Source organism: Nonomuraea sp. NPDC050022, from assembly GCF_044460705.1.
In the GTDB taxonomy this organism is placed as follows: domain Bacteria; phylum Actinomycetota; class Actinomycetes; order Streptosporangiales; family Streptosporangiaceae; genus Nonomuraea.
The window spans coordinates 164,404-187,536 of sequence record NZ_JBITKE010000007.1; the positions used below are offsets into that span (position 1 = coordinate 164,404).

A 23,133-nucleotide genomic window follows, 5' to 3' on the forward strand; every position below is an offset into this window, starting at 1 on the left:
GTGACATTTCAGGACTGGCCGGGGAACTGGCCCGGCGGGTTGCCCGTGGGTGACGGGTGGGTCGAGGTCGAGGACACCGCCGACGTGGTCTTCCCGTACGACGGTTCGGTGGTGACGGCCGCCCCCGTCGGCACCACCGCGCTGGCCCGGCAGGCCGTCGAGGCCGCGCTGGCGGTCGCGCCCGCCATGGCCGCGCTCCCCTCGCACGCCCGCCGCGCCGCGCTCATGGCCGCCCACGACGCCCTGGCCGCACGGCGTGCGGAGTTCGAGCGCCTGCTCGTCCTCGAGACCGGGAAACCGCTGGTCGACTGCCAGGTCGAGGTGGCGCGGACGCTGGTCACCCTCCTCACCGCCGCTGAGGAGGTGGCCCGGCTCCACGGCGAGACCGTGCCGCTGGACCTGCTGCCGTCGGGGGAGGGGCTGATCGGGTTCTGGACGCGGCGGCCGATCGGGGTGGTGGTCGGGATCACCGGCTTCAACTACCCGCTGCTGCTGGCCGCGCACAAGATCGCCCCGGCCGTGGCCGCGGGCTGCCCGGTGATCGTCAAGCCCGCGCCCGCGACGCCTTTGGCGACGCTCTGGCTCGTCCATCTTCTTCGCGAGTCGGGCGCGCTGCCGCCCGCCGGGGTACAGCTCGTCACTGGCGACGTCGAGGTGGGCCGGACGCTGGTCGAGGACCGGCGGATCGGGGCCGTGTCGTTCACCGGCTCGGCGGCGGCCGGGCACGCCATCGCGAAGAGCGCGGCGCCCACCAAGGTACTGCTGGAGCTTGGGTCGAACGCGGCCCTCGTGGTGGCGGCCGACGCCGACCTGGAGGCCGCCGCCGCGGCGGTGGTGCGGGGCGGCTACTACGCCTCCGGGCAGGCGTGCATCTCGGTGCAGCGGGTGCTGGTGGAGGAGCCGGCGCGCGAGGAGTTCCTGTCGCTGCTGGCCGGGCGGATGAAGGACGTGGTCGTGGGCGACCCCCGCGACCCGCGGACCCGGGTGGCGCCGCTGATCGACCCTGCCGCGACCGAGCGGGTGCTCGGCTGGGTACGCGACTCGGGCGCGACGCTCGTCACCGGCGGCGGGCTCGACGGGCGGGCCATCGCGCCCACCGTGCTCGCCGACGTGCCCGACGGGGCCGCCGCCTGGGACGAGGAGATCTTCGGCCCGGTGGTGTGCGTACGCTCGGTGCCCGGCCTGGACGCCGCGTTCACCGCCGTCAACGCCTCCAGGTACGGCCTGCACGCCGCCGTGTTCACCCGCTCGCTGGCCACGGCCTTCGCCGCGATCGACCGGATCGAGGCGGGTGGGGTGGTGGTCAACGAGGTGCCGGGGTTCCGGGCGGACAACATGCCGTACGGCGGCGTCAAGGACTCGGGCGCCGGGAGGGAGGGGCCCCGCTTCGCCATCGAGGAGCTCACGGTGACCCGGATGGCGATCATTCGGCCCTGAGGGGATGTGGGGTCCTCGGCGTCGCGAGGTTGGACAGACCGGTTCGGTCGCCTGGTGAGCGTGTCGGGGGCTCCGGCCCTGGTCTCAGGTCCCAGGGCCGGGACCGGGTCCGGGACCGGGGTCAGAGTTCGTCGAGGATCTCGATGTCCTCCGCGGTGACGTCGCGGGCCACCCCGAACGCCGCTGTGGCCGCGGCGGTGCCGGGCAGTGTCTGGCGGGCCGCTCGCAGGCTGGCGGCCGAGTCCCAACGCCAGACGCCGACCCACGTCTCGTCGTCGAGCCGGCCGAGGCGCGCCTCGGTGAGGCCGGGCAGCTTGTCCCTGACCGCGGAGACCAGGGTCGCGTGCCGGGCCCGGACCTGTTCGGCCTCGGCGGGATCGGCCTGGAAACGGGTGACGCTGATGACTGACATGGCTGGACCATTCCTCTAGAGTTGACTTCTAGCGATGTAATCTAGAGATAGACTCTAGCCATGAGCGATGTCAAGCGGCCGAACAAACGGGCGGAGAAGGCGAAGGAGACGCGCCGGCGCATCCGTACTGCGGCGTTGGAGCTGTTCACGCAGGACGGATACGGCGCGACGAATCTGCAGGACGTCGCCGAAAAGGCCGGGGTCGCGGTGCAGACGATCTACTTCGTCTTCGGCAACAAGCGCGCCCTGCTGAAGGAACTGGTCGACGTGACGATCGCGGGTGACGACGAGCCGGTGGCGACGATGGACCGGCCGTGGTACGTCGCGGCGCTGGCCGCCGACACGGCCCAGGACATGCTGCGCGCCTACGTCGCGGGCGCGACCGCGGTCCTGGAGCGGATCGCGCCGATCGGCAAGGTACTGGAGGCGGCGGCCGCGAGCGACCCCGAGGTCGCCGCCCTGTGGCCGCACGACGTCGACCCGCGTTACGTCGTCCAGCGAAGGGCGGCCAAGGCGCTGGCCGGCAAGCCGGGCGCTCGAGCGGACCTGACGGAAGAGGAGGTCGCTGACGTGCTGTACGGGCTGCTCAGCCCGGAGCTGTACCTGCTGTTCGTCCGGGAGCGCGGCTGGTCACGCGAGCGCTGGGAGAGCTGGGTCGGCGAGACCTTGCGCGGCCGACTCTGCCGGCCCTGACCTGGCGACGTCGGTCCTGGCCCGATGCTGCGGGTCCTGGTCTGGCGACGCCGGTCACGCGTCGGCTGCTCAGTTGGGCGGGTCGAAGCGTCCGTCCACGGCGGTCCAGCCGCCGTCCACGTACAGGACGGAGCCGGTGACGAAGCTCGCCGCGTCGCTCGCCAGGTAGACCACGGCGCCCGCCATCTCCTCCGCCCGCGCCCACCGGCCGAGCGCGCTCTTGGCGGCGTACGCGTCGTACCAGGCGGGATCGTCCTTGATCTGCCGGGTCAGTGGCGTCTCGACCACGCCCGGCGCGACCGCGTTGACCCGCACGCCGGACGGGCCGAACTCGGCGGCGGCGGTGCGCAGCAACTGCACCAGCCCGGCCTTGGTGGCGGAGTAGACGCCCTGGCCTGGCTCGGTCACCGATGCCCGGATCGACGCGAACCCGATGATCGACCCGCGCCCGCGCTCCACCATCCCGGCGCCGAACGCGCGGACCACGTCGAACGAGGCTCGCAAGTTCAGGCGTACGACCCGCTCGAACTCCTCGCCGGAGTAGTCCAGCAGCCGCTTGCGCACATTCGTGGCGGCGGTGAACACCAGCACGTCGGCGGGCGCTTCGGCGGCGAGGGCCCGCACGGCGGCCGCGTCGAGGACATCGACCCCGCGCGACGCCGCCCCGCCGCACCGCTTCGCGGTCTCCTCGGCGGCGGCGGGATCCAGGTCCGCGCAGACCACCTCGGCACCGTGCGCGGCCAGTGCCAGCGCTGACTCTCGCCCGATCCCGCTTCCGGACCCGATAACCACTGCGCGCCGCCCATCCAGGCGGAACAACGCGTCGTATGCCGTCATGGCGACCAGCCTAGCAACTGGTCTGACCAGTACACCAGGTCTGCCCTGAGATGGAGTCGGCGATTCCCAGGGACAGGTCAGGGGCGATCACCGATGATGCGGGCCGGGGCGGCGCGGCATCGTGGTGGCATGATCTCCACCGACACCCCTGCGAACAGCCTCGCGAACAGCGTCGCCAGGGCCTCCTTCACCGCCGGCCCCGCCGCCTTCCTTGGCGGCTGGCTGCTCATGCGTCCCATCGGCGGCGATCTCGTGCCCGGTCCGTGGTGGACGGCGGCGCACGCGGTGTGGTTGTTCGGGTTCCTGCTGTTCGGCGTCATGGTGCTGGAGCTGCGGCGGATGGCGGCGCCCACGACTCGCGGGCAGAAGGCGGCCGTGTGGGCGGCGACCGGGGTGGCGCTGTTCAGCGTCCTGGCCAACGTGGCCCAGCTCGTCATCGACCTGGTGGCCGGGTTCACCTCGGCGGACGGGGCGGCGATGCGGGCGATGTTCGACCAGGTGCGGGAGTATCCCGGGGTGGAGCTGGTCGTGTACTCGGTGGGGGCCCAGCTGTTCTTCGTGGCCCTGCTGGTGCTGGCCGGGATCATGGCGGTGCTGCACCGGGCCACCTCGCTCAGCGCCGTGGTCGTCGCGGCCGGGGTCGTGGTGCTGGCCGTGGCGATGCTCGGCGTCGGCCGTGACTCGGCGCTGGTCGCGGTGGGGATGGCCGTGCTGTGGCTGGGGGCGCTGCTGCTCGGCCGCGGACCCGCCGCGCCGGCGCTCAGCGCCTAGCGCTTCGTGCGGGCCGTCCAGTCCGATCTGAGCAGTTCGTACTCCACCTCGCCCTGGTCGGAGCCGTCGATGGGGTCCGGCCAGTCCGGGAAGAACGTCCGTACGAAGCGGAGCCCGCACTTCTCCATCACCCGCCGGGAGCCGCGGTGCACCGACATCGCCAGGGCGAAGACCCGGCGGACGCCCAGCTCGGCGAACGCCTTGTCGATGAGGGCCAGTGAGCCCTCCGTGGCGTAGCCCTTGCCCCAGCACGACTTGCGCAGCCGGTAGCCCAGTTCGAGCTCGTCGTCGGCGCCGTCCTTGGGCGGCCGCAGGAGGAACCAGCCCAGGAACTCGCCCGTCTCCCGCTCGACGACGGCGAAGAAGTGGCCGCCGCTGATGAAGACGGGCAGCGTCTCGCCGACGATCACCTCGCGCGGGGTGGGCTTGCCGCCGTTGAGGTAGCGCATCACGTCGGGGTCGTTGTGCAGCTCGACGAGGTCCTCGGCGTCGGCCTCGGTGAAACGGCGCAGGGTCAGGCGGTCGGTCTCCAGGTAGATGTGCACGCGCACACGCTAGCCACCGGGGCCGCGGTCCCTCGACCGGTTTTCCGGGTGATTGAGGCCCGCCTGCTCGAAGGCGGCACCGCGGACCAGGTCTACATCTCGGCCGCGGCCGGCCGCGACGACGGCTTCCGCGCCGTCCGAGCGGAACTCCTCGAACCGATAGCGTGTGATCACAGTTGCGATACAAGCCGCTACGCGATGGGATGATCACATGGCTCGTGACGGATACGCCTTCGAGAAGGGCGGCTTCGCGAACGCGACGATGAGCCTGGAATCGGCGGCGAAAGGTCTGGGCTCGACATATTACGCGGCATATCGGGTCTCGCTCGGCATGTTCGCCCTGAGCGCGGCGTGCGAGTGGCCTGCCCGGCACGAGTACATGAACACCTGGGAAGACCTCAAGCAGGAGTTCCGCCACGGTGACAACGAGGCCACGACCCTGGCCGGCCTGCTGAAGAAGACCGAGGACGGCTACAGCACGGCTGAGAGCGAGAACGCCCGCACGGTGCTCGCCGCCGTGGTCGAATCGCAGGAGGCGAAGCCCGCCGAGATACCCGAAACCTACTTCGATGATGATCCCTATAGTTTCGAGACGCCCTTTTCGTGGTCGTTCACCGGTGGTGCGGGCGTCGCGGCGACGGGCTTGGCGGCCCGGTTCACCGTGGCGTACGAGAAGGAGGAGGCACTGCTCCGTGCGGGCAATGATCGGGCCGCGGTGTGGAACACCTTCCGGTCCAGTCCTGAGGCTCGTGCAGAGAGGCTGTCGAAGATCGCCGAGCGGAGCCAGGCCACGCTGAGGAACCTGACGTACGCGAAGGCGTTCTCCTATACGGCGGCGGCCGCCGGACTCGCCTGGCTCTCCATGATCGTGCCTTCGGACGAGGACATCGACCGCGCGATCTCGGCCTGGGACAACATCGCCTACGACTTCGGACAGATCTTCGGACACGACACCCGGGCCGTCCGGGAGGCCATCGCCGCGTCCTGGGACGGGCTCGCCAAGGACTCCGCAGACCTGAGGCTGGTCGAGTTCATCGCCGCGGGCAATCACCTGACCGAGAGAACACGCCGGCTGTCCGCCGCGCTGTCCGATACGGTCCGGGACCTCGACCGTATTCACCAGATCGCGCTGGCATTCTCCGCCGTCAGCCTGGCCGCCATCGCGGGCGCCGGAATCGCGGCCCGGTTCAGCCCCGCCCTGCGTCCCGTCACCGAGTTCCTCGGCACGCGGCTGGCCATGGTGATCCTTTCCTGCGCGCAGTTCGCGCCGGCGGTGGCCGCGGGAGCGCTCGCCTGGTACCGGATGGCCGACGCCAGCCGGCCGACCACCATCGGGGGCCGCGAGATCACCGGCTTCAGGCGTCCCTGAACCGCCCGTAACCGGCACCGGCCCGCTCTCAGCACAGCCCGCTCCCCGAACGGCCCGCTCACCGAATAGCGCGTGAGCGGGCCGTCGTCGTCTTGGCCGCCGTTCCTTCCCGCTCGCCCGTTTTCCGGTTGTGCCAGGTCGTGCCAGAACATCTGTCCGGACATTTGCCGAGGTTGGGGTCCCATGTCGGATCCGATTTGACGGTGAGTGATGAAGTGTGGTCGTGTCGTGACTTATGTTTCTGATGGGCTGATTGAGACCGCTTCGGGGGTAACTGTTCCGTGCGGTATCCATGGCACGCCTTGGGGCGCGTGCTCGTTTCCGCTTCCATGATCAGCGCGACCCTGGTGGTCGTGCCCGTCACCGCGCACGCGGCAGCGCCGTCGTACGAACGGCCGTACAACAAAGAACGGCCGCAGAACGCACAGGCGGCCGGGCCCAAGATCCGCCCGGTGCCCGCCGTACGGCAGCCGGCGCCCGCGGCCGTGAACGTGCCGATGGAGGCGTCGCCGGCCCGCAGGGACGCGGGCTCGGAGTCCGTCGGCCCGCAGGCACCGGAGGTGACGACGCCCGCCGGCCCAACGCTCGTCAACGAGATCACCGCCGAGGCGGCCAAGCGCGTCGGCGCCCAGCGGCCCGATCCCAAGCGGCTGCTGCCCGACACCGGCCAGGCGGCCACGCTGGCGGTGAAGAACCCGGTCGCCGGGCTGTTCGACCGGCTCGCTTCCCAGAAGGTCGTCTCCGCGCTGACCTACCGGCTCTGCGTGGAGAGCGAGGCCGTACCGGTCTCCTGCTCGGTCACCCGCCCGGTGGGCGTGCCCGCCGCCGCCGACGTGACCGGGGACAGCATGCCGGACCTGGCCGCCGACCTGGTGCCTACGGCCAGTCCCAAGGACTCCTCCGTCGGGCTCGGCTTCGCGGTCAGGCGGCTGCCCGGCGCCGAGACGAACCTCAAGGCGCAGGTCTGGGCGGAGTACGACGGCCGGGTGTCGGTCGGTTTCGACGGGCTGCACCGGGGCGGTTCGCTGTCCGGCGCCGACTGGGGCACCTTCACCGTCGACCTCACGGGCAAGCGGGTGAAGGCGAGCGTCGACCGTACGGATCCCGGAGCCTCTGCCGCGATCGTGGCCGGGCTGACCGGCCGCAGCGTGGTGAGCCTGCGCCAGACGCCCGCCACCGAGAAGCTCGCGGTCGACGTGGACCTCGACTCGACCACCCTGGACGTCACCAGCTCGGCCGCCGCCAGGCTCGACGCGCTGGCCGTCAGCGGCAGCCGTTACACCCAGGCGACGCTGGACAAGATGCCGACCAAGGCCAAGATCGGGCTGACCCGGGGCAAGGACGGCGCCCGGCTCCGCTTCAGCGGCACGACCTCGATCCGCCACGCCGAGCTGCACAACTACGTCTACGCCGACGGCGCTCTCGCCCGGGCGGCGAGCGTCGAGGTGCGCGGCGCCCCGCCGTCCATGACCGCCGCCTACACCGCCACGAACGGCAAGCAGATCCTGACCGTCGACTCGGGCCATCCGCGGGCCGGGTCGGCCAAGCTGCTCTACTTCGACCGGGCCGCCGCCAAGACCGTCCTGCGGGCCGAGCTCAGCGGGCTGCCCGCCAAGGTGCGCTTGGTGAACGACCTGGCCGAGCATCGCGTGACGCACACCACCAGCTCGAAGATCGGCAGGTTCGCGGTCGTGCTGCAGCGCGACGGAGGCGCCGTCTCCAGCCCGCGCGGCAGCCACGTCACGATGATCAAGAACGGTGACGCCGTCGGTGTGTCCGGGCTGCTGACCGGCCTGTCCGGATTCGACGTCACGTACGGCGCCGCGCCCCACGCCCAGCTGGAGGTCGGCGCCAGCGGCCGGTCCTTCCTCGGCGCCGCCAGCATCGACGGCACCCGCCTGGCCAGGCTGGAGATCTCCAACACGCCCGCCAAGGTCGACGTGACCCTCGACCCGGCCGCGCGCAAGGCCGTCTACCAGGCCAGCGGCGTGATCGACAAGATCAGGGCGGCCTACACCGACACCCGGTCGGGGCCCACGATCGACGGCACCATCCAAGGCGTGCACGATGACGTCAAGGCCGGCTGGGAGCTGGGGGAGCGCTCGACGGTCGACATCGCCTCCTCTTCCACACTGGGCAGGGCGCGCATCTACGCCAACAAGGCGCACGTCACCAAGCCCCAGGGCGAGGACGTCCTGGCCGAGGTGTCGGGGGTGCGCAAGCACGTCCAGCTGGTGGCCGACACCGCCGCCAAGACCCTGACCTGGACCTCGGACGGCCCGGTGCGTTCGGTCTCCGCGCTGGCCCGCGCGAACGTGAAGGGCCGCTACATCACCGCCGCCGCCGAGGTGAGCGGCGTGCCCGCCCGCTTCGACGCCTCCTGGAGCGGCGCGGCCTACCGCTTCCGCGGGCTGTCGGGCCCGGTCGGCTCGGCGGCCGTGGCGTTCGCCAACCACGACGGCGTCAAGGTGCCCGCCGGGCCGCACCTGTCGGCCCACTACGACGAGGCCACCGGCGACCTCGACGCGAGTGTGCGGGTCAAGGGCCTGCGCACGGTCGAGTTCAGTCCGGGGGACCAGGGCTTCACCGCCGACTTCAAGGCGGCCCGGCAGACGCTCGCCCTCGACACCGATGTCACCCGGGGCGACCTGCGCTTCGGCCTGCTCGGCAGGCTCGGCCCGCTGCCCGGCCGCCTGGCGGTCTCGGCGGCCGGGGGCGCGCTCACGTACTCGGGGTCCCGGCTCGACGTGACGGCCCGCGCCTGGCTCGGCAAGGCGGGCGCGCTCAAGAACATGGCGGCCGCCCCGGGCGTGCCCGGCGGCATCTCGCTGGTGGACGGCGGCTGCGTCGCCGGGTCCGCCGGTTGCGGGCAGGGCGCCTTCTGTACGGAGCGCGGCTGCTTCGGCGTCCAGGGCTACCTTGACGTGTCCGGCCTGCCGGACCAGGTCACGGTGGATCTGGCGAAGAAGACGTTCACGTTCGCCGGATTCACGCCCAAGCGCCGCTCGCTGGGCGTCTACCTGGCCAGTACGATCCTGGCGCCGGTGCCGATCAAGGCGCGGGCCACGCTCACCGGACTGCCCTCCAAGATCACCAGCATGTCCGTCGGCCCGTTCGACGTGACGCAGGGCAACGCCATACAAGCGAACTACCGGATCGAGCCCGCCGCGACGCTGGGCTCGCTCGACCTGCTGGCCGAGGCGGGCACCCTGCGCGGTCACGTGGCCATCGACCCGGTCCCGGCCGCCGTCGCCGTACAGGGCAGCTATGGCGCGCAGACCCGCATCCGCGTCACGAACTCCGCGGCCGTCAAGCGCCTCAGCGCGAAGGTCACCGTGGACGGGGCGGGCACCGGCGAGCTGCGCTTCGGCGACGTGCCGGCCCGATTCGGCGTGGACGCGGACGCCTCCGGCGCGAACCTGCGCGTGCCCACGCTCACCTACAAGGCGCTGGGCGGCGTCAACACGCTCGACGGTCACCTCGGCGTGGAGGGCGGGCTGATCGACCGGACGGGGCGGCTCGGCGACGTGTCGCTCGACGTCACCGACCTGGCCGCCGACACCACCGTGCGGCTGAACCCGGACCAGTCGCTCGACCTGGTGTCCCGGCCGGTGCCGACAGGCCGGGTCCAGGTGCGCGGCGGGCTGACCGTCGACCCGGTCGCGCGGCAGCGCATCGCGGTCAGCAAGGAGATCCCGTACACCACCGGCTTCCTCTCCTACCAGGTCGGCGGCGACTTCGGGCTCGGCAAGAGCACGATCAAGGACCTGTCGCTGGACATCCGCCGCATGGCGTGGCTGCGGATCAGGCCGGGCAAGATCCCGTTCGGGATGAAGGCGCCGCCCGCGCTGGGCTACATCACCCCCGGTTTCGAGGGGAACTACGGCCGCCTCGCGCTCGCCGCGAGCGGGGTGAGCCTGCGCCCCGACGTCAACGTGAACGTCAAGCTGAGCCGCAAGCTCGGCAACGACATCTTCCGCGACGCGGTCCGCATCGGCCCGGTGACCTCGCTCGCCCTGCGCCGCTACGACCAGCGGATGCGCCGCATCGGCGCCAAGCAGGCGATCAGCGCGGTGGGCGTGCAGCTGGCCTGCCTGACCGTCGACGCCAAGCCGGGCTTCGCCGCGAACGGCACGAACTCGATCACGCTGCGCGGCGCGGACGGCCCGCAGATGGTGTCACTGCTCGACCCCGGCGGCCAGGTGCCCGACTACGCGGTGGACCTGCTGACGCACTTCATGTCCCCGTTCCCCGGCGCCGAGTGGAAGGTGGCGGGGACCAAGGTCGGGCATTGCGCCACGGGCACCCCCAAAACCTGAGCCGTCAGCGGGGGCCCAGGTAGCCGGGGGGCGGGCCCGCGCCGTCGTAGGTCCGCACCGGTCGGCCCGCCAGGAAGGCGCGCAGGACGTTCAGGTAAGGCTTGCCCCGGTACGAGCCGGTCGCCACGTAGGCGAGCTCGGCCCGGGGGAGGGTGGCGCGGTAGTCGGCGGCGGCCGACCAGGTCCGTCGGTCGTGGACACCCTTGACGATCAGGGCAGGCACGGTCGAGGCCGCCAGGCCCCGGCGCAGGCCGTCCGGGGCGGCGCGCTGGGCCAGGCCGGCGTAGCCGCTGCCGTAGGCGGTCTCGACCTCGCGGTCTCCGGCGAAGGCGTGCGCGGCCTGGGGGTCGGCCCGCAGGAGCGTGTAGACCGCGAGGAGCCGCGGCGACGGCGGGCGGTTGAGGCCGAGCAGAGAGGCCGCCTTCGAAGCCAAAGGGGAGGCCGTTTCCGGGGGGTTGAGGGGCAACGGGGAGGCGGCCTCCTGGCCGTCGAGCGGGGCCGGGGAGGTGAGGACGGCCTTGGCCACCTGGTCCGGGTGCTCCGCCAGGTAGGCGGCGGCCAGCCGGGCGCCGTAGTCGTGGCCGATCAGGATCAGCCGCCGAGCGCCGATCTCCTGCCGTATCGCCTCCAGGTCGGCCACGTCGCGAGTCAGGCCGTACCCTCGCGGGTCCGTCAGCCGTGCGGATCGGCCCGCGCCTAGCTGGTCATAGGCGTACACGGTGTAGCCGTCGGTGCTCAGCCCGGCCAGGAACGCCGAGTCGCCCGCCAGGTCGGCCGTGCCCGGCCCGTCGTGCAGGAACACCACCGGATCCGGCCGCGTGGCCCGCTTGGGCGTCAGCCGTACGTAGGCCAGCTCGGAGCCCGTCGCCAGCCGCCACTCCCGCTGCCCGGCCACGGCGGGCGGCGGCGCGGACGCGTCCGGCGGGGCGTGCAGGGTGGCGGCCGTGACCTGCCAGACCACGGCGGCCTCCACCGACAGGATGGCCAGGGCCCGCAGCCAGCGCCCCCAGATCGGGCGCGGTCTCGGCACGCACAGCAGCAGGCCGAGGAAGAACACCGACGCGAACACCGCGAGCCCCGTGATGGCGAAGACGTCCGGCGGGGCGCCGATCGTCGCCATGCCGGCCAGCGCCGCCAGGCCCGCGATCGGCGAGAGCGCCAGGATCGCGAGCCCGGTCAGCAGCCGACCAGCCCGTCTGGCTAGAGCACGCACAGGGCGAAACTAGCCCAAACCACCCGTAAGGGCGACCGAAACCGCCAATGGTGCCCCATATTGGTGCCTCCGGTATTGGTGCCTCCGGTCAGGTGAGCGAGTCGCCCAGCCGGAGCCGGAGGTGGCCGTCGCGTGGCGCCATCTCCCGCACCGCCCAAAGCCGCTCCTGCACGACGGTCCCCCGGCCGGTCACGTACCCGCCCACCCGGAGCACCGGCCGCCCGGTGTCGTCGGTCAGGAGCCGCGCCCGCGACTCCGCGTCGTCGCCGCCGAACACCAGCAGGAAGTCGACCGGATCGGCCGGCGCGTCGAGGATGAGGCCGGGGGAGAGGTGGGATTCCGGGATCCTGATCACGTGATAGTTCACCCGGACGCCTCTACCCCGGCCGCGCGGTTTCAGTTGTTGTTGAGGAACTGCTGGGCGAGCGTCCTGCCCAGGTTGGTGGCCTGGGTGTGGTTCTCGATGGTCGAGACCTTGGTGCCCGACCCCGTGAACACGATGTACGTCACGCCGCTGTCGGTGCCGCCGTTGCTCGGGTCCGGGTTGATGCCCAGGTCGGCGGCCGTACGGTAGGACGCCTCACCGATGATGCCCGTCGGTCCGGTATCACCCATGACGGCGTACTCCACTTGGCCGTTGTAGACGATCGCCACCACCGTCCCGCAGCCGATGCCCTTGGTCCGGTAGTCCCAGATGCTGCTGGCGCTGGGCACCACCATGTAGGCGAGCTGCGCCGCGTTCAGCGGCCCGCCGGAGCTGGTCTGGCAGAACGTCTCGTTCTGGAAGCAGCAGTCGGTGTCCTCGTTGCACTGCGTCGTGCGTACGCCGTCGCAGTCGATGTCCATGTCTCCCTTCCAGAACACCGCGCCGGTCTTCTCGCACACCGCCACCGTCGCCGTGCTGACGTCGGAGTCGGTCTTGTACTTGCCGTTGGAGATCTGGCTGCACGCCGTGACCTTGGCCAGCAGCTGGTCGGCCGTGGGCCCGGTGGTGCCGCCGGTGGCGGTGCCGGTGACCGTGGCGCTGTGGCCCGACTCGTTGCCCGCCGAGTCGACGGCGGTGACCGTGTAGCTGTGGGTGGAGCCGGAGGTCAGGCCGCTGATCGTGGCGCTGGCCGTCGGCGAGGTGGCCACGACCGTGGTGCCCTCGTAGACCTTGTAGCCGGTCACGCCGACGTTGTCCGTGGAGTCGTTCCAGGCCAGCGAGATGCTGCTGGCCGAGGTGCCGGTCACCCGGGGGCTGGCCGGCACGCTCGGCGCCTGGCCGTCCGGGCCGCCGGAGCCGCTGACCGACAGCCGGTCCACGTTCGGGCCGCCGTTGGCGGAGGTGCCGGTCGCGCGGATGGTGTTGACGCCGGCGTTCAGGGTGACGGTGACCTGGCCGTCGGCCCAGGTGTCCCAGTTGCCGGTGCCGGCGAAGTTGACTCCGGCGGCGGCCACGGAGCCGTTGACCGCGATGTCCATCGGCCGGGTCGCCGTGGTGCCGTTGGCGTAGCGGAAGGTCAGGGTGTGGGTGCCCGCGTCGGCCACGCTGACGCTCCACTCGATGTACCCGCCGACGGCGTTGACGTAGTCGACGAAGCCGGTGCCGGTGTAGCCGGTGTGGTTGGTCGCCACGCTGGCCTCCGACAGGGTGGCCGCCTCCGCCTGGTACTCGCTGGCGGGGGCGTCGGCGACCGTGGCCTCCAGGTAGTCGAGGTTCGGGTTGCCGCCCGCGTTCGTCGAGGTGACGCGGATCGTGTTGTCGCCCGCGTTCAGCGTCGCGGTGAGCGTGGAGGTGGCCCAGGTGTTCCAGTTGGCGGTGGTGCCGAAGGAGCGGCCGGCCGAGACGACGGTGCCGTTCACCGAGACGTCCGCGGTGCGGGCCGAGGTGGTGCCGTTGGCGTAGCGGATGGCCAGTGTCGCGGTGCCGGCCGCGGGGGCGTTGACCGTCCACTCGGTGTACGGGCCCACGACGTTGTCGCCGTTGACGAAGCCGGTGCCGGAGAAGCCGGTGTGGTTGGCCTCGACGACGCCCTGGACGACGGTGGCGTTCTCGGCCTCGTAGCGGACCGTGGCCGCCCGCGCGGGCAGAGCGGTCAGGGTGGCGGCCAGGAGGGTGAGGAGGGGGAGCAGGATCAGCGGGCGTAAGCGTAAGCGAGCCCGAGCTGGAGAGTGCACGGCTGGCCCTTCTGCCGAATTCGTTAGGAAGGCTTCCTAACAACTGGAGATGGGACCACTCCGTCAAAGCCCAGTCAACCCCGTAGAGGGGCCCAAATAGCGCGAAGGCCCGCAGATGCTATGAAATAGCTGCACCTCTACCAAGGCTGGAGACCTACGTGGCCCTGTTCGACCTGCCGCTTGAGCAGCTCCGTTCCTACCTCCCCGACCGCGACGAGCCCGCCGACTTCGACGACTTCTGGACGCGCACGCTCGCGGAAGCACGCGAGTTCGATTCGGCGGCCGAGTTCACTCCCTACGACCTGCCGCTCGCCTCGGTCGACGTGTACGACGTCTCGTTCGCGGGCTGGGGCGGCCATCGGATCAACGGCTGGTTCCTGGTGCCGAACGGGGTGGAGGGGCCGGTGCCGTGCGTGATGCACTACATCGGCTACAGCGGCGGCCGCGGCTTCCCGCACCACCACCTGGCCTGGCCCGCCGCGGGCTACGCGGTGTTCGTGATGGAGACCCGGGGCCACGGCGGCGCCAGCCCGGGCAGCCCCGGCGTGACCGGCGACCCGTACGGTGGCGACCATGCCCAGGCCCCCGGCATGATGACCCGCGGCATCCTCGACCCCGACCAGTACTACTACCGGCGGGTCTTCACCGACGCGGTCCGCGCGGTCGACGTGGCCGCCGCGCACCCGGCCGTGGACGCCTCGCGGATCGTCGCCTCAGGCGGCAGCCAGGGTGGCGGCATCGCGCAGGCGACCGCCGCGCTGCATCCGGCGATCAAGGCGGCGCTGATCGACGTGCCGTTCCTGACGCATTTCCGCCGGGCCGTGGAGATCACCGACCGCGACCCGTACCAGGAGATCGTCCGGTTCCTGTCCAGCCGCCGGGAGAGCGCCGAGCAGGTGTTCCGGACGCTGTCGTACTTCGACGGCGTGAACTTCGCCGCCCGTGGGCAGGTGCCCGCGCTCTACTCGGTGGCGCTCATGGACCAGATCTGCCCGCCGTCCACGGTCTTCGCCGCCTACAACCACTGGCGTGGGCCGAAGGAGATCAGCGTCTGGCCGTGGAACGGCCACGAGGGCGGCGGCGGCTTCCAGAACGAGGAGCAGATCCGCTACCTGCACAAGCTGCTCGCCGGCGCCTGAGCGGCCGCCGGTCCGGTACAGCCTGACGAACCACTGGTCCGGTACGGCCTGACAAACGGTACGTACCGGACCGGCGGTGGTCCGTGTTTCAGTCGGCCTGGCCGCTCGCCAGGCCGATAAGGCCCGTTTAGACGGGCTGGTCGGTCACCAGGAAGGACACAGAGCCCTGGTCGTCCGCTCCCGCGTCCAGAGACTTGTCCTCCAGCACGGTCGCGGCCACCGGGTCGAGGTACACCCGCGCGCCCTCCGCCTCGACGACTTCGTCGGCCGGCTCCGGCGCGGTGGCCAGGGACAGGGTCAGCGAGCTCGAGCCCTCGCCCTGGGACGAGATGCGGATGCCGCTCTGCGCAGGCTCGGGCGCGGACGCGGTCAAGTCGCGAATCGCCTGGGCTGCGTTGTTTGTCAGGGTGAGCACTACGGCTCCTCCTCACGATCGACGTACATGAACTGCCTGCCCTTCCCTCATTCGGCGGGTCAAACCTTCTGACTCGAAATCTTTGCCAGGCATTCTTGGCCGCTCGCGGGAATCATGTCGGGTATGGAGTTCGACGAGTACCGCGAGGCCATGGTCGCCCAGCTGCTCGAGCGCGGGGAGGTGAGCGAGCGGGTCGCGGAGGCGTTCCGGCTGGTCCCGAGGCATCGGTTCCTGCCGGACTTCGCCCCGGAGGCCGCCTACCGGGACGAGCCCATCGTCACCAAACGCGACGAGGAGGGCCGTCCGATCAGCTCCTCCTCGCAGCCCGCGATCATGGGCATCATGCTCGACCAGCTCGACGTCCGGCCCGGCCACCGGGTGCTGGAGATCGGCGCGGGCACCGGCTACAACGCCGCCCTGCTCGCGCACCTGGCCGGGCCGGAGGGCCGGGTGGTCAGCGTCGACATCGACGCCGACGTGGTCGCGGCGGCGCGGCTGCATCTCGACGCCGCCGCCTATCCCGAGGTGGCCGTCGAGTGCGCCGACGGCGCGGCCGGCTTCCCCGCGGAGGCGCCGTACGACCGGGTGATCGCCACCGTCGGCGTGTGGGACCTGGCTCCGGCGTGGCTGGAGCAGCTGGTGCCCGGCGGCCGGCTCGTGGTGCCGCTCGACCTGCGCGGTGTGCAGGTGTCCGTGGCCATGGAGCAGGCCGGCGACCACTGGTCCAGCCGGTCGGTGGAGCCCTGCGGTTTCATGCGCATGCGCGGGCCATCCGCCGGGCCCGAGGTCACGCTGATGCTGGACGGCGACGCCGACCTGGTGCTCACGCTGCCCGAGCCGCGCGAGGTGGGCGACGTCCTGGCGATGCTGGAGGAGCCCTTCGCCGAGGTGGCCGCCGACGGTGTGGCGCCGCTGCCCCGCCTGTCGCTGATGGGCGGCGGGGTGGGCCTGTGGCTGGCGCTGCACGAGCCCCGCTGGGCGTCTCTGGCCGGGCGGCTGCGGTGGGCCCCGGTGACCACCCAGGGCTACGGCATGACGGTGGGCATCGTCAGCGGGGACGGTCTGGCCGTACTGGCGGCCGAGGAGGAGCTGCGGGCCCGCGGGTACGGGCCCGGCGGGGCGGCACTGGCGGCGGAGCTGATCGCGCACGTCCAGGCATGGGACGCGGCGGGCCGCCCGGAAGCCTGCGACCTGCGCATCGACGCCTACCCCGGCCCGGCGCCGGAGGGCACGGCCGTCATCGCCAAGCGGAACACCCGCCTCGTGCTAAGCTATGACTGAATATCCATAGTAGTCATAGGGGCATAGATGGCCGTGGCGTTCACGGCGGACGATCGGGCGCGCATCACCGCGCGGCTGCTCGACACCGCCGAAGAGCTCTTCGCCGCCCAGGGGCTGAAGAAGACCTCGCTCGACGAGCTGGTCGCCCCCTCGGGCATCGCGAAAGGCAGTTTCTACGCGTTCTTCGAGTCGAAGGAGGAGCTCTACAAGGAGGTCATGGTCCGCCGGGCGCCGCTGATGGGCAAGCTGCTGGCCGCCGCGCTCGACCGGCCGCCCAGCGTGGAAGCGCTGGCCGGGCTCATGCGGAGCATGATCGAGGCGCTCACCACCGACCCGTTCTACCGGCGGCTGCTCACCCGCCCCGACGAGCTCGAGGCGGTGGCCCGCCGGGTCGGCCCCGAAGAGCTCGCCCGGGTCACCCCGCACCTGATGACGCCGCTGATCGACTACCTCGCCCAGGGGCAGAGCGACGGCGTCATCGTCGCGGACGTCCCGCCGGAGGTGCTGATGGGCGTGCTGCGCACCACGGGCCTGCTGGTGATCAACCGCGACAGATACGGACCCGACTTCGAGCAGGTGCTCGACGCCACCATCAACGCGCTGGCAAGGGGGCTCATCGCATGAGTGTGCTGAACAGATACGCGCAGGCCGCTGGCATGACCGACGAGGCGTGGAAGCGGCATGCCAACCCGTGGAGCGTCTGGACCAGGTTCGCCGCCATCCCGCTGATGATGCTGGCCATCTGGAGCAGGACGTGGATCGGCTGGTGGTCCCTGGTGCCGGTGGCCCTGGTCGTCGTCTGGCTGATCGTCAACCCGCACGCCTTCCCGGCGATCGAGCAGCCGACGAGCTGGACGGCCAAGGGCATCTACGGCGAGAAGATGTGGTTCCAGAACCGGTCGCTCGTGGTCGGCGATCATCGCAAGGTGCAGCGCCTGCTCATCGCGGTGGGGCTGGCCGGGTTCGCGCTGCTGGCCTGGGGACTGGTCGCGCTGGAGGTGTGGCCCGCCGTCTTCGGCGCGACGCTGGTCGTGCTCGGCCAGCTCTGGCGCATCGACCGCCTCGGCCAGCTGTACGAGCGCCACAGGGCCGCCTAACCGGCTGGCAGCTCCATCGGGGCGCCCAGGGTGCGGGAGACCTCGTGGGCGGTGGTCGCGACCAGCGGCCCGAGCTCCTCGGCGTCCGCCACCGACAGCTCGTGGGTGAGCGTCGAGATGCTCACCCCGGCCACCACGTGCCCCATGTGGTCGAAGACGGCCGCGGCGACGCAGCGGATGCCCGCCTCGTTCTCCTCGTCGTCGATCGCGAAGCCGCACTCCCGTATCCGGGCCAGGTGGCGGCGGAGCGCGGCCTGCGTGGTGATCGTGGCGGGCGTGCGCCTGGTCAGCCCGGTGCGGGTGGCGATGCCCGCCACCTCCTCGTCGGACATGGCCGCGAGCATCGCCTTGCCGATCCCGCTGGAGTGCAGCCACAGCGACATGCCGACGCGCGAGGGCATCTGGTAGGGCTTGCGGCCCTCCAGCTTGGCGGCGTAGACGGCCTCGTCGCCGTTGAGCACGGCCAGGTGCACGGTGTAGCCGGTCTGGTCGTGCAGGCGCTGCAGCACCGGCGAGGCCTGGCGTACGGGATCGAAGCGGGCCAGCATCCGGCCGGCCAGCGTGAGGATCTTGGGACCCGGCAGGTAGCCGCCGCCGCCGTCGGGCCGGGCGAAGCCGTGCTCGGCCAGCGACTGCAGGATGCGGTGGGTCGTCGACTTGGGCAGGCCCGTCGCCGTCGCGATCTTGGTGACGCTCTCGTGCTCGGCGAGGGCTTCCAGCACCCAAAGCGCCTTGTCGATGGCGGTGCTCGGCCTGGGTTCCACCCGATCAAGCATACTCAGCGGGCCAGCCAGCCGCCGTCCACGACGAGCACGTGGCCGGTGACGTAGTCGGAGGCGCGCGAGGCGAGGTACACCGCCGCCCCCTCCAGGTCCGCGGGCTCGCCCCAGCGCCCGGCCGGGATCCGCGCCCTGATCTCCGGCTCGCGCCCCGAGTCCTCCCGCAGGGCCGTGGTGACGTCGGTGGCGATGTAGCCGGGGGCGATGGCGTTGACCTGCGCGCCCCGTGGCGCCCACTCGTTGGACAGCGCCTTGGTCAGCCCGGCCACCGCGTGCTTGGCCGCGGCGTAGGACGCCACGTTGATCCCGCCCTGGAACGACAGCAGCGACGCGATCGAGATGATCTTCGTGGCGCCGTGCTCCAGCAGCGCCTGGCTGAGCACGTACACGGCGTCCACGTCGACGGCCATCACCCGCCGCCAGTCGTCCAGGCTGGTCGAGCCCCGGCTGATCGTGCCCGCGTTGTTGACCAGGATGTCCACCTCGCCGCGGGCCAGGACCGGCTCCAGCGCGGGCCTGATCGCGGCCGGGTCGCCCAGATCGAGCACGAGCTTGCGTACGTCCGCGCCGAGCGGCTTCACCTGGCGCTCGGTCTCGTCGAGGTCGTCGCGATGGCCGTGCAGGACGAGGTCGGCCCCGGCCCGCGCGAGGCCGACCGCGATCGCCCGGCCGATCCCCGACCGCGCCCCGGTGACCAGCGCCGTCCGGCCGGTGAGCGAGAACAGCTCCATCCGTCACCGCATCTCCGTGATCGCGACCTGGTCCATGTCGTCGAACGCCTGGTTCTCTCCGGCCATCGCCCACACGAACGCGTAGCTGCGCGTGCCGAACCCGCAGTGCACCGACCAGCTCGGCGAGATCACCGCCTGCTCGTTGGCCACGATCAGGTTGCGGGTCTCGTCGGGGCGGCCCATCAGGTGCACGATCCGCTCCTCGCGCGGCAGGTCGAAGTACAGGTAGACCTCGGTGCGGCGGTCGTGGGTGTGGCACGGCATGGTGTTCCACATGCTGCCGGGCTCCAGCACGGTCACGCCCATGACGAGCTGGCAGCTGCGGATGCCGTCGAGGTGGATGTACTTGTAGATGGTCCGGTCGTTGGAGCCGTCGGCGCCGCCGAGCCGTACCGGATCCACGTCCTTCAGCCGCGCGTGCGTGGTCGGGAACGTCTCGTGCGCGGGGGCTGATACCAGGTAGAACGTGCCGCGCTCGAACGTCACCTCGCGCGCGCCTCTGCCGACGTACAGGCAGTCCTTGAGGTCCAGCTCGTAGGGCACGCCGTCGACCTCCACGGTGCCCGGCTCCCCGATGTTGATCACGCCCAGCTCGCGGCGCTCCAGGAAGTGCTCCGACCGCAGCGGGTCGAACGCCCCCAGCCGGGCCTTCCCGCTCGGCCTGACCCCGGCGACGACCATCCGGTCCTGGTGGGTGTAGACACCGTCCACCTCCGGCCCGAACAGGCCCTCGACGAGGTAACGGGCGCGGAGTTCCGCGGTGCCGAAATGGCGGATCTGGTCGGGAGCGGTGGCATGCCGTATTTCCATCTCTTCCCTCCGGTTGTTCGGCGTCCTACGATCCTAGACACGGAACACTGTTCTATCCAATGGAACGCCTACCCCCGGAGGCGCGCGGTGTACCAGCAGAACTTCAACCCCACCGGCTCCCTATGGTTGTCCGCCCTTCTGGCCGCCCTGCCCCTGCTCGCGGTGCTGGTGCTGCTGGGCGTCTTCAAGTGGAAGGCGCACTGGGCGGGCATCTCCGGCCTGGTCGTCGGCTTCCTGATCGCGATCCTGCCCTTCGCGTACGGCATGCCGGTCACGCAGGCGCTCGACTCCGCCCTGTACGGCGCGGCCAGGGCGGTGCTGCTGATCCTGTGGATCACCTTCAATGCCATCTGGATCTACAAGATGACCGAGCGCAGCGGCCACTTCGCGGTGCTGCGCCGGGCCTTCCAGGGCATCAGCGACGACAAGCGGATCACCGCCATCGTCATCGCGTTCTCCTTCGGCGCGCTCATCGAGGCCCTGGCCGGCGGCGGCTCACCGATCGCCATCTGCGCGGTCATGCTCATCGCCCTCGGCTTCGAGCCGATGCGCGCCGCGGTCATCGCGCTCATCGCCAACACCGCACCCGTCGCCTTCGGCGGCATGGGCAACCCGATCACCATCCTGGGCAGCGTCACCGAGCTGCCGCCCGAGCCGTTCGGCGCGATGGCGGGCCGGCAGACCGCGTTCATCGCGCTGCTCGTGCCGTTCATCCTGATCTTCGTCGCCGACGGGCGGCGCGGCCTGCGCCAGGCGTGGCCCGCCGCGCTCGTCGCCGGGCTCAGCTTCGGCGTCACGCAGATCCTGATGTCCCAGGTCAACTACCTGCTCACCGACATCGCGGCGGCCCTGGTCTCGGCGATCGTGCTGGTCGCGTTCGGCAAGATCTGGAAGCCGGCCGAGACGGTCGGGTTCACGCCGAGCCCGACGCCGATCGCGGGCGGCTCCGTGGACGACCCGGCGTTCGTCCGCACCCACGGCCGCCCCGGCGGCGACACCACCGGCGACAAGATCGCGGCCTTCGCCCCGTACGCGATCATCATCGCGTTGTTCTCCATCGCGCAGATCCCCGCGATCAAGACCTACCTCGCCGGTTTCACCGTCAAGCCCGCCTGGCCCGGGTTCGACATGGTGAGCCCGGCGGGCAAGGCCGTGCCCGTGGTCTACGAGCTGCCGTGGGCCGCGCACCCGGGGACGCTGCTGTTCGTCTCCGGGCTGCTCACGCTCCTCGTGCTGCGGATCAGCCCGGCCTCGGCACTGGCCACCTACGGGGCCACGATCCGGCAGTTCGGCTGGGCCATCGTCACCATCCTGTCGGTCTTCGCCCTGGCCTTCGTCATGCAGTTCTCGGGGCAGATCCAGACGCTCGGGCTGTTCCTGGCGGGCGCGGGCGCGTTCTTCGCCTTCCTGTCACCGCTCGTCGGCTGGTTCGGCGTCGCGATCACCGGCACGGACGCGGGCGCCAACGCCCTGTTCGCCAAGCTCCAGACCACCGCGGCGGGCCAGCTGAACATCCCGCCGGAGCTCTTCGGCGCGGCCAACAGCGCCGGCGGCGTCATGGGCAAGATGATCTCGCCCCAGAACCTGGCCATCGGCACGGCCGCGGTCGGCCTGGTGGGGGAGGAGGGCAACCTGTTCCGCCGGGTGATCGGCTGGAGCGCCGTGCTGCTGCTCATCCTCTGCGTGCTGGTGTTCCTGCAGTCGACGCCGGTGCTGGGGTGGATGGTGCCCTGACACCGGATGGGTCGGCTACGGCCTCGCCGGTACGTCCGGTTGCCCTTGCCCGTACGTCCGCTTGCCCGGCCGGTATGTCTACGGTCCGGCTGGTACGTCCGGTTGCTCCGTCGGCGCGGTCGGCTGACCGTCCGGGCCGACGGGGCTGTCGGGGTCGCTGGGCCCGCTGGGGCCGCTGGTTCGTCTGGACAGCAGCCAGACCGCCAGCCCGGCCACCACCAGCGCGGCGAGTCCGCCCCAGAGCCAGCCCGGGATGCCCCCGCCCTGCGCCGCAGCGGCAGGTCGGGTGCCCTCCGCCGAAGTGGCGGGTGCGGCCGAGGCGGCTTCGGTGGCGGACGCCGTCGCGCCGGCGGCGGCGCCTTTCACGGTGAAGGGGATCTCGCCCTCGATCGGGTGGCCGTCGGACGAGACCACCCGCCAGGCGATGACGTATGAGCCGCCCGCCAGCTGGGTGGGCACGGCGGTCCGCACCTTGGGGCCGTCGGCCTGCGGCTCGCCGAGCTGGATCGTCTTGCCGTCGGCGGTGCGCAGCACCACCAGCGGGAAGCGGACGCGTGACGAGTACTCCAGCTCGATCGTCTGGACACCGGAGACGGTGGCGTTCTTGGCCGGTGAGCTGCTCTTGAGGCTGTCGTGGGCGAGGGCGGCGGGCGCGGTGGCGGCGAGGAACAGCCCGCAGCCGATCACCGCCACCAGGGTTCTGCGAAGGAGCGTTGGGCGAAGAAGCGTTGGGCGAAGAAGCGTTGGGCGGAAAAGCGTTGGGCGGAAAAGGAAAGGCAAGGTGGACTCCATGACGAGGGAAGTGTTGGCGATGCGGTGACTCCCCTCGTGGGAGGTCCTCTGCGTGGCTCCGCGGTCGCGATCTGGACCGTGATCGACGACCTCAGCGGCGCCCGCGCCGGCGCCCAGCGTAGCGGAGCGAGGGCGAGAACCGGGCGAAGCGGGCGCGGCACGGCGAGCTGGGGACGGCCCGCCAGACGCAGCATGAGCCAGAACGCGCTCTCACCCCGATGCAGCCACCAGCCCGTGAGCACGGCGATCGTCAGGTGCGCCAGCGGCATGCCCACGGTCAGATGCGCGTGCCCGCCGCTGGGCGCGGTCACCCCGAACAGCTGATGCAGCACTGCCTGCGTGCCCACAGTGGCGCCGAACACCACCTCGGGTCCGCGCTCGTGCCCGCCCAGGCCGTACGCCAGGCCGAGCGCGCCCAGCCCGCCCAGGACCATGACGCCGGGCGCGACCGCCGCGCCGCCCGCGAAGGCATGCCCGGCCGCCGTCACGGCGGCACACACCACCGCGAAGACCAGAGCCCGGGCGAAGCGCATGCGCCCATCCTCGCAGCCTTCAGCCACCCACAACCTACTTGCCGGATATATGTACGGCCGGAGGGG

23 protein-coding genes are annotated in these 23,133 nt (G+C 71.5%); 10 read left to right on the forward strand and 13 right to left on the reverse strand.

Annotated elements, in window-relative coordinates:
• Window positions 1–1,437, forward strand: coding sequence for an aldehyde dehydrogenase family protein (locus tag ACIBO2_RS29875; protein ID WP_358542363.1), 1,437 nt, complete (start codon window positions 1–3; stop codon window positions 1,435–1,437).
• 121 nt (window positions 1,438–1,558) lie between these two features.
• On the opposite strand, the gene ACIBO2_RS29880 is transcribed toward ACIBO2_RS29875, so the two are convergent.
• Window positions 1,559–1,849 (reverse strand): antibiotic biosynthesis monooxygenase, encoded by a 291-nt coding sequence (locus tag ACIBO2_RS29880; RefSeq protein WP_358542365.1) that lies wholly within the window; start codon window positions 1,847–1,849, stop codon window positions 1,559–1,561.
• A 60-nt stretch (window positions 1,850–1,909) separates the two neighbouring features.
• Here ACIBO2_RS29880 and ACIBO2_RS29885 point away from each other — a divergent pair, with 60 nt between their 5' ends.
• Window positions 1,910–2,542 carry a helix-turn-helix domain-containing protein gene (locus tag ACIBO2_RS29885; RefSeq protein WP_358542368.1) on the forward strand — a complete coding sequence of 211 codons (633 nt, stop codon included), beginning with the start codon at window positions 1,910–1,912 and terminating at the stop codon, window positions 2,540–2,542.
• A 69-nt stretch (window positions 2,543–2,611) separates the two neighbouring features.
• Here the strand turns inward: ACIBO2_RS29885 and ACIBO2_RS29890 are convergent, their stop codons facing one another.
• Complete coding sequence (locus ACIBO2_RS29890; protein WP_358542370.1) at window positions 2,612–3,379, reverse strand: SDR family NAD(P)-dependent oxidoreductase; 768 nt, start codon at window positions 3,377–3,379, stop codon at window positions 2,612–2,614.
• A 129-nt stretch (window positions 3,380–3,508) separates the two neighbouring features.
• On the opposite strand from ACIBO2_RS29890, the gene ACIBO2_RS29895 reads away from it, so the two are divergent.
• The gene (locus ACIBO2_RS29895) at window positions 3,509–4,150 is read left to right on the forward strand and encodes a hypothetical protein (RefSeq protein WP_358542373.1); all 642 of its coding nucleotides are present in this window, start codon (window positions 3,509–3,511) and stop codon (window positions 4,148–4,150) included.
• Here the strand turns inward: ACIBO2_RS29895 and ACIBO2_RS29900 are convergent.
• Both ACIBO2_RS29900 and ACIBO2_RS29905 read right to left on the reverse strand, forming a co-directional pair.
• Entirely contained in the window at window positions 4,147–4,695 is a 549-nt protein-coding gene (locus ACIBO2_RS29900; RefSeq protein ID WP_358542375.1) for a GNAT family N-acetyltransferase, read from the reverse strand. The two genes, ACIBO2_RS29895 and ACIBO2_RS29900, sit on opposite strands and share 4 nt — an antisense overlap.
• Window positions 4,696–4,704: 9 nt before the next feature.
• Window positions 4,705–4,869 carry a hypothetical protein gene (locus ACIBO2_RS29905; RefSeq protein WP_358542378.1) on the reverse strand — a complete coding sequence of 55 codons (165 nt, stop codon included), beginning with the start codon at window positions 4,867–4,869 and terminating at the stop codon, window positions 4,705–4,707.
• A gap of 37 nt (window positions 4,870–4,906) precedes the next feature.
• On the opposite strand from ACIBO2_RS29905, the gene ACIBO2_RS29910 reads away from it, so the two are divergent.
• Window positions 4,907–6,064 carry a hypothetical protein gene (locus ACIBO2_RS29910; RefSeq protein ID WP_358542381.1) on the forward strand — a complete coding sequence of 386 codons (1,158 nt, stop codon included), beginning with the start codon at window positions 4,907–4,909 and terminating at the stop codon, window positions 6,062–6,064.
• A 329-nt stretch (window positions 6,065–6,393) separates the two neighbouring features.
• A complete protein-coding gene (locus ACIBO2_RS29915; protein WP_358542384.1) occupies window positions 6,394–10,383 on the forward strand; it encodes a hypothetical protein in 3,990 nt (1,329 codons plus the stop codon).
• Between the two features lie 4 nt (window positions 10,384–10,387).
• Here the strand turns inward: ACIBO2_RS29915 and ACIBO2_RS29920 are convergent, their stop codons facing one another.
• The 3 genes from ACIBO2_RS29920 to ACIBO2_RS29930 all read right to left on the reverse strand — a co-directional run bounded on the left by ACIBO2_RS29920 (window position 10,388) and on the right by ACIBO2_RS29930 (window position 13,756).
• Window positions 10,388–11,596 (reverse strand): alpha/beta hydrolase, encoded by a 1,209-nt coding sequence (locus tag ACIBO2_RS29920; RefSeq protein WP_397301072.1) that lies wholly within the window; start codon window positions 11,594–11,596, stop codon window positions 10,388–10,390.
• Between the two features lie 88 nt (window positions 11,597–11,684).
• Complete coding sequence (locus ACIBO2_RS29925) at window positions 11,685–11,963, reverse strand: hypothetical protein (protein ID WP_397301075.1); 279 nt, start codon at window positions 11,961–11,963, stop codon at window positions 11,685–11,687.
• A 29-nt stretch (window positions 11,964–11,992) separates the two neighbouring features.
• Window positions 11,993–13,756: a glycoside hydrolase family 75 protein gene (locus ACIBO2_RS29930; protein WP_358542391.1), complete on the reverse strand. Its 1,764-nt coding sequence runs from the start codon at window positions 13,754–13,756 to the stop codon at window positions 11,993–11,995.
• Window positions 13,757–13,914: 158 nt separating this feature from the next.
• On the opposite strand from ACIBO2_RS29930, the gene ACIBO2_RS29935 reads away from it, so the two are divergent.
• On the forward strand, window positions 13,915–14,895 hold the full coding sequence (locus tag ACIBO2_RS29935) for an acetylxylan esterase (protein WP_397301077.1): 981 nt from the start codon (window positions 13,915–13,917) through the stop codon (window positions 14,893–14,895).
• 127 nt (window positions 14,896–15,022) lie between these two features.
• On the opposite strand, the gene ACIBO2_RS29940 is transcribed toward ACIBO2_RS29935, so the two are convergent.
• The gene (locus tag ACIBO2_RS29940) at window positions 15,023–15,310 is read right to left on the reverse strand and encodes an iron-sulfur cluster biosynthesis family protein (protein ID WP_357957242.1); all 288 of its coding nucleotides are present in this window, start codon (window positions 15,308–15,310) and stop codon (window positions 15,023–15,025) included.
• Between the two features lie 123 nt (window positions 15,311–15,433).
• On the opposite strand from ACIBO2_RS29940, the gene fxlM reads away from it, so the two are divergent.
• From fxlM to ACIBO2_RS29955, 3 genes are read left to right on the forward strand one after another with little or no spacing between them, the layout of a single operon-like run.
• Window positions 15,434–16,591, forward strand: coding sequence for a methyltransferase, FxLD system (fxlM, locus tag ACIBO2_RS29945; protein WP_358542397.1), 1,158 nt, complete (start codon window positions 15,434–15,436; stop codon window positions 16,589–16,591).
• A 27-nt stretch (window positions 16,592–16,618) separates the two neighbouring features.
• On the forward strand, window positions 16,619–17,215 hold the full coding sequence (locus ACIBO2_RS29950) for a TetR/AcrR family transcriptional regulator (protein ID WP_397301081.1): 597 nt from the start codon (window positions 16,619–16,621) through the stop codon (window positions 17,213–17,215).
• Complete coding sequence (locus ACIBO2_RS29955) at window positions 17,212–17,688, forward strand: DUF6653 family protein (RefSeq protein ID WP_358542402.1); 477 nt, start codon at window positions 17,212–17,214, stop codon at window positions 17,686–17,688. Before ACIBO2_RS29950 ends, ACIBO2_RS29955 begins: the two co-directional genes overlap by 4 nt.
• Here the strand turns inward: ACIBO2_RS29955 and ACIBO2_RS29960 are convergent.
• From ACIBO2_RS29960 to kduI, 3 genes are read right to left on the reverse strand one after another with little or no spacing between them, the layout of a single operon-like run.
• Window positions 17,685–18,452, reverse strand: a complete 768-nt coding sequence (locus ACIBO2_RS29960; RefSeq protein WP_358542404.1) for an IclR family transcriptional regulator — start codon at window positions 18,450–18,452, stop codon at window positions 17,685–17,687. The genes ACIBO2_RS29955 and ACIBO2_RS29960 overlap by 4 nt on opposite strands.
• Window positions 18,453–18,466: 14 nt before the next feature.
• Window positions 18,467–19,198, reverse strand: coding sequence for an SDR family oxidoreductase (locus tag ACIBO2_RS29965; protein ID WP_358542407.1), 732 nt, complete (start codon window positions 19,196–19,198; stop codon window positions 18,467–18,469).
• Between the two features lie 3 nt (window positions 19,199–19,201).
• Window positions 19,202–20,008, reverse strand: a complete 807-nt coding sequence (kduI, locus tag ACIBO2_RS29970) for a 5-dehydro-4-deoxy-D-glucuronate isomerase (RefSeq protein WP_397301086.1) — start codon at window positions 20,006–20,008, stop codon at window positions 19,202–19,204.
• 87 nt (window positions 20,009–20,095) lie between these two features.
• Here kduI and ACIBO2_RS29975 point away from each other — a divergent pair, with 87 nt between their 5' ends.
• Window positions 20,096–21,742: an L-lactate permease gene (locus ACIBO2_RS29975; RefSeq protein WP_397301089.1), complete on the forward strand. Its 1,647-nt coding sequence runs from the start codon at window positions 20,096–20,098 to the stop codon at window positions 21,740–21,742.
• Window positions 21,743–21,820: 78 nt separating this feature from the next.
• Here the strand turns inward: ACIBO2_RS29975 and ACIBO2_RS29980 are convergent, their stop codons facing one another.
• Window positions 21,821–22,429, reverse strand: coding sequence for a copper resistance protein CopC (locus ACIBO2_RS29980; RefSeq protein ID WP_397301092.1), 609 nt, complete (start codon window positions 22,427–22,429; stop codon window positions 21,821–21,823).
• Window positions 22,426–23,067 (reverse strand): hypothetical protein, encoded by a 642-nt coding sequence (locus tag ACIBO2_RS29985; protein WP_397301094.1) that lies wholly within the window; start codon window positions 23,065–23,067, stop codon window positions 22,426–22,428. The genes ACIBO2_RS29980 and ACIBO2_RS29985 overlap by 4 nt, the downstream gene beginning before the upstream one ends.
• Window positions 23,068–23,133 lie beyond the last annotated feature (66 nt).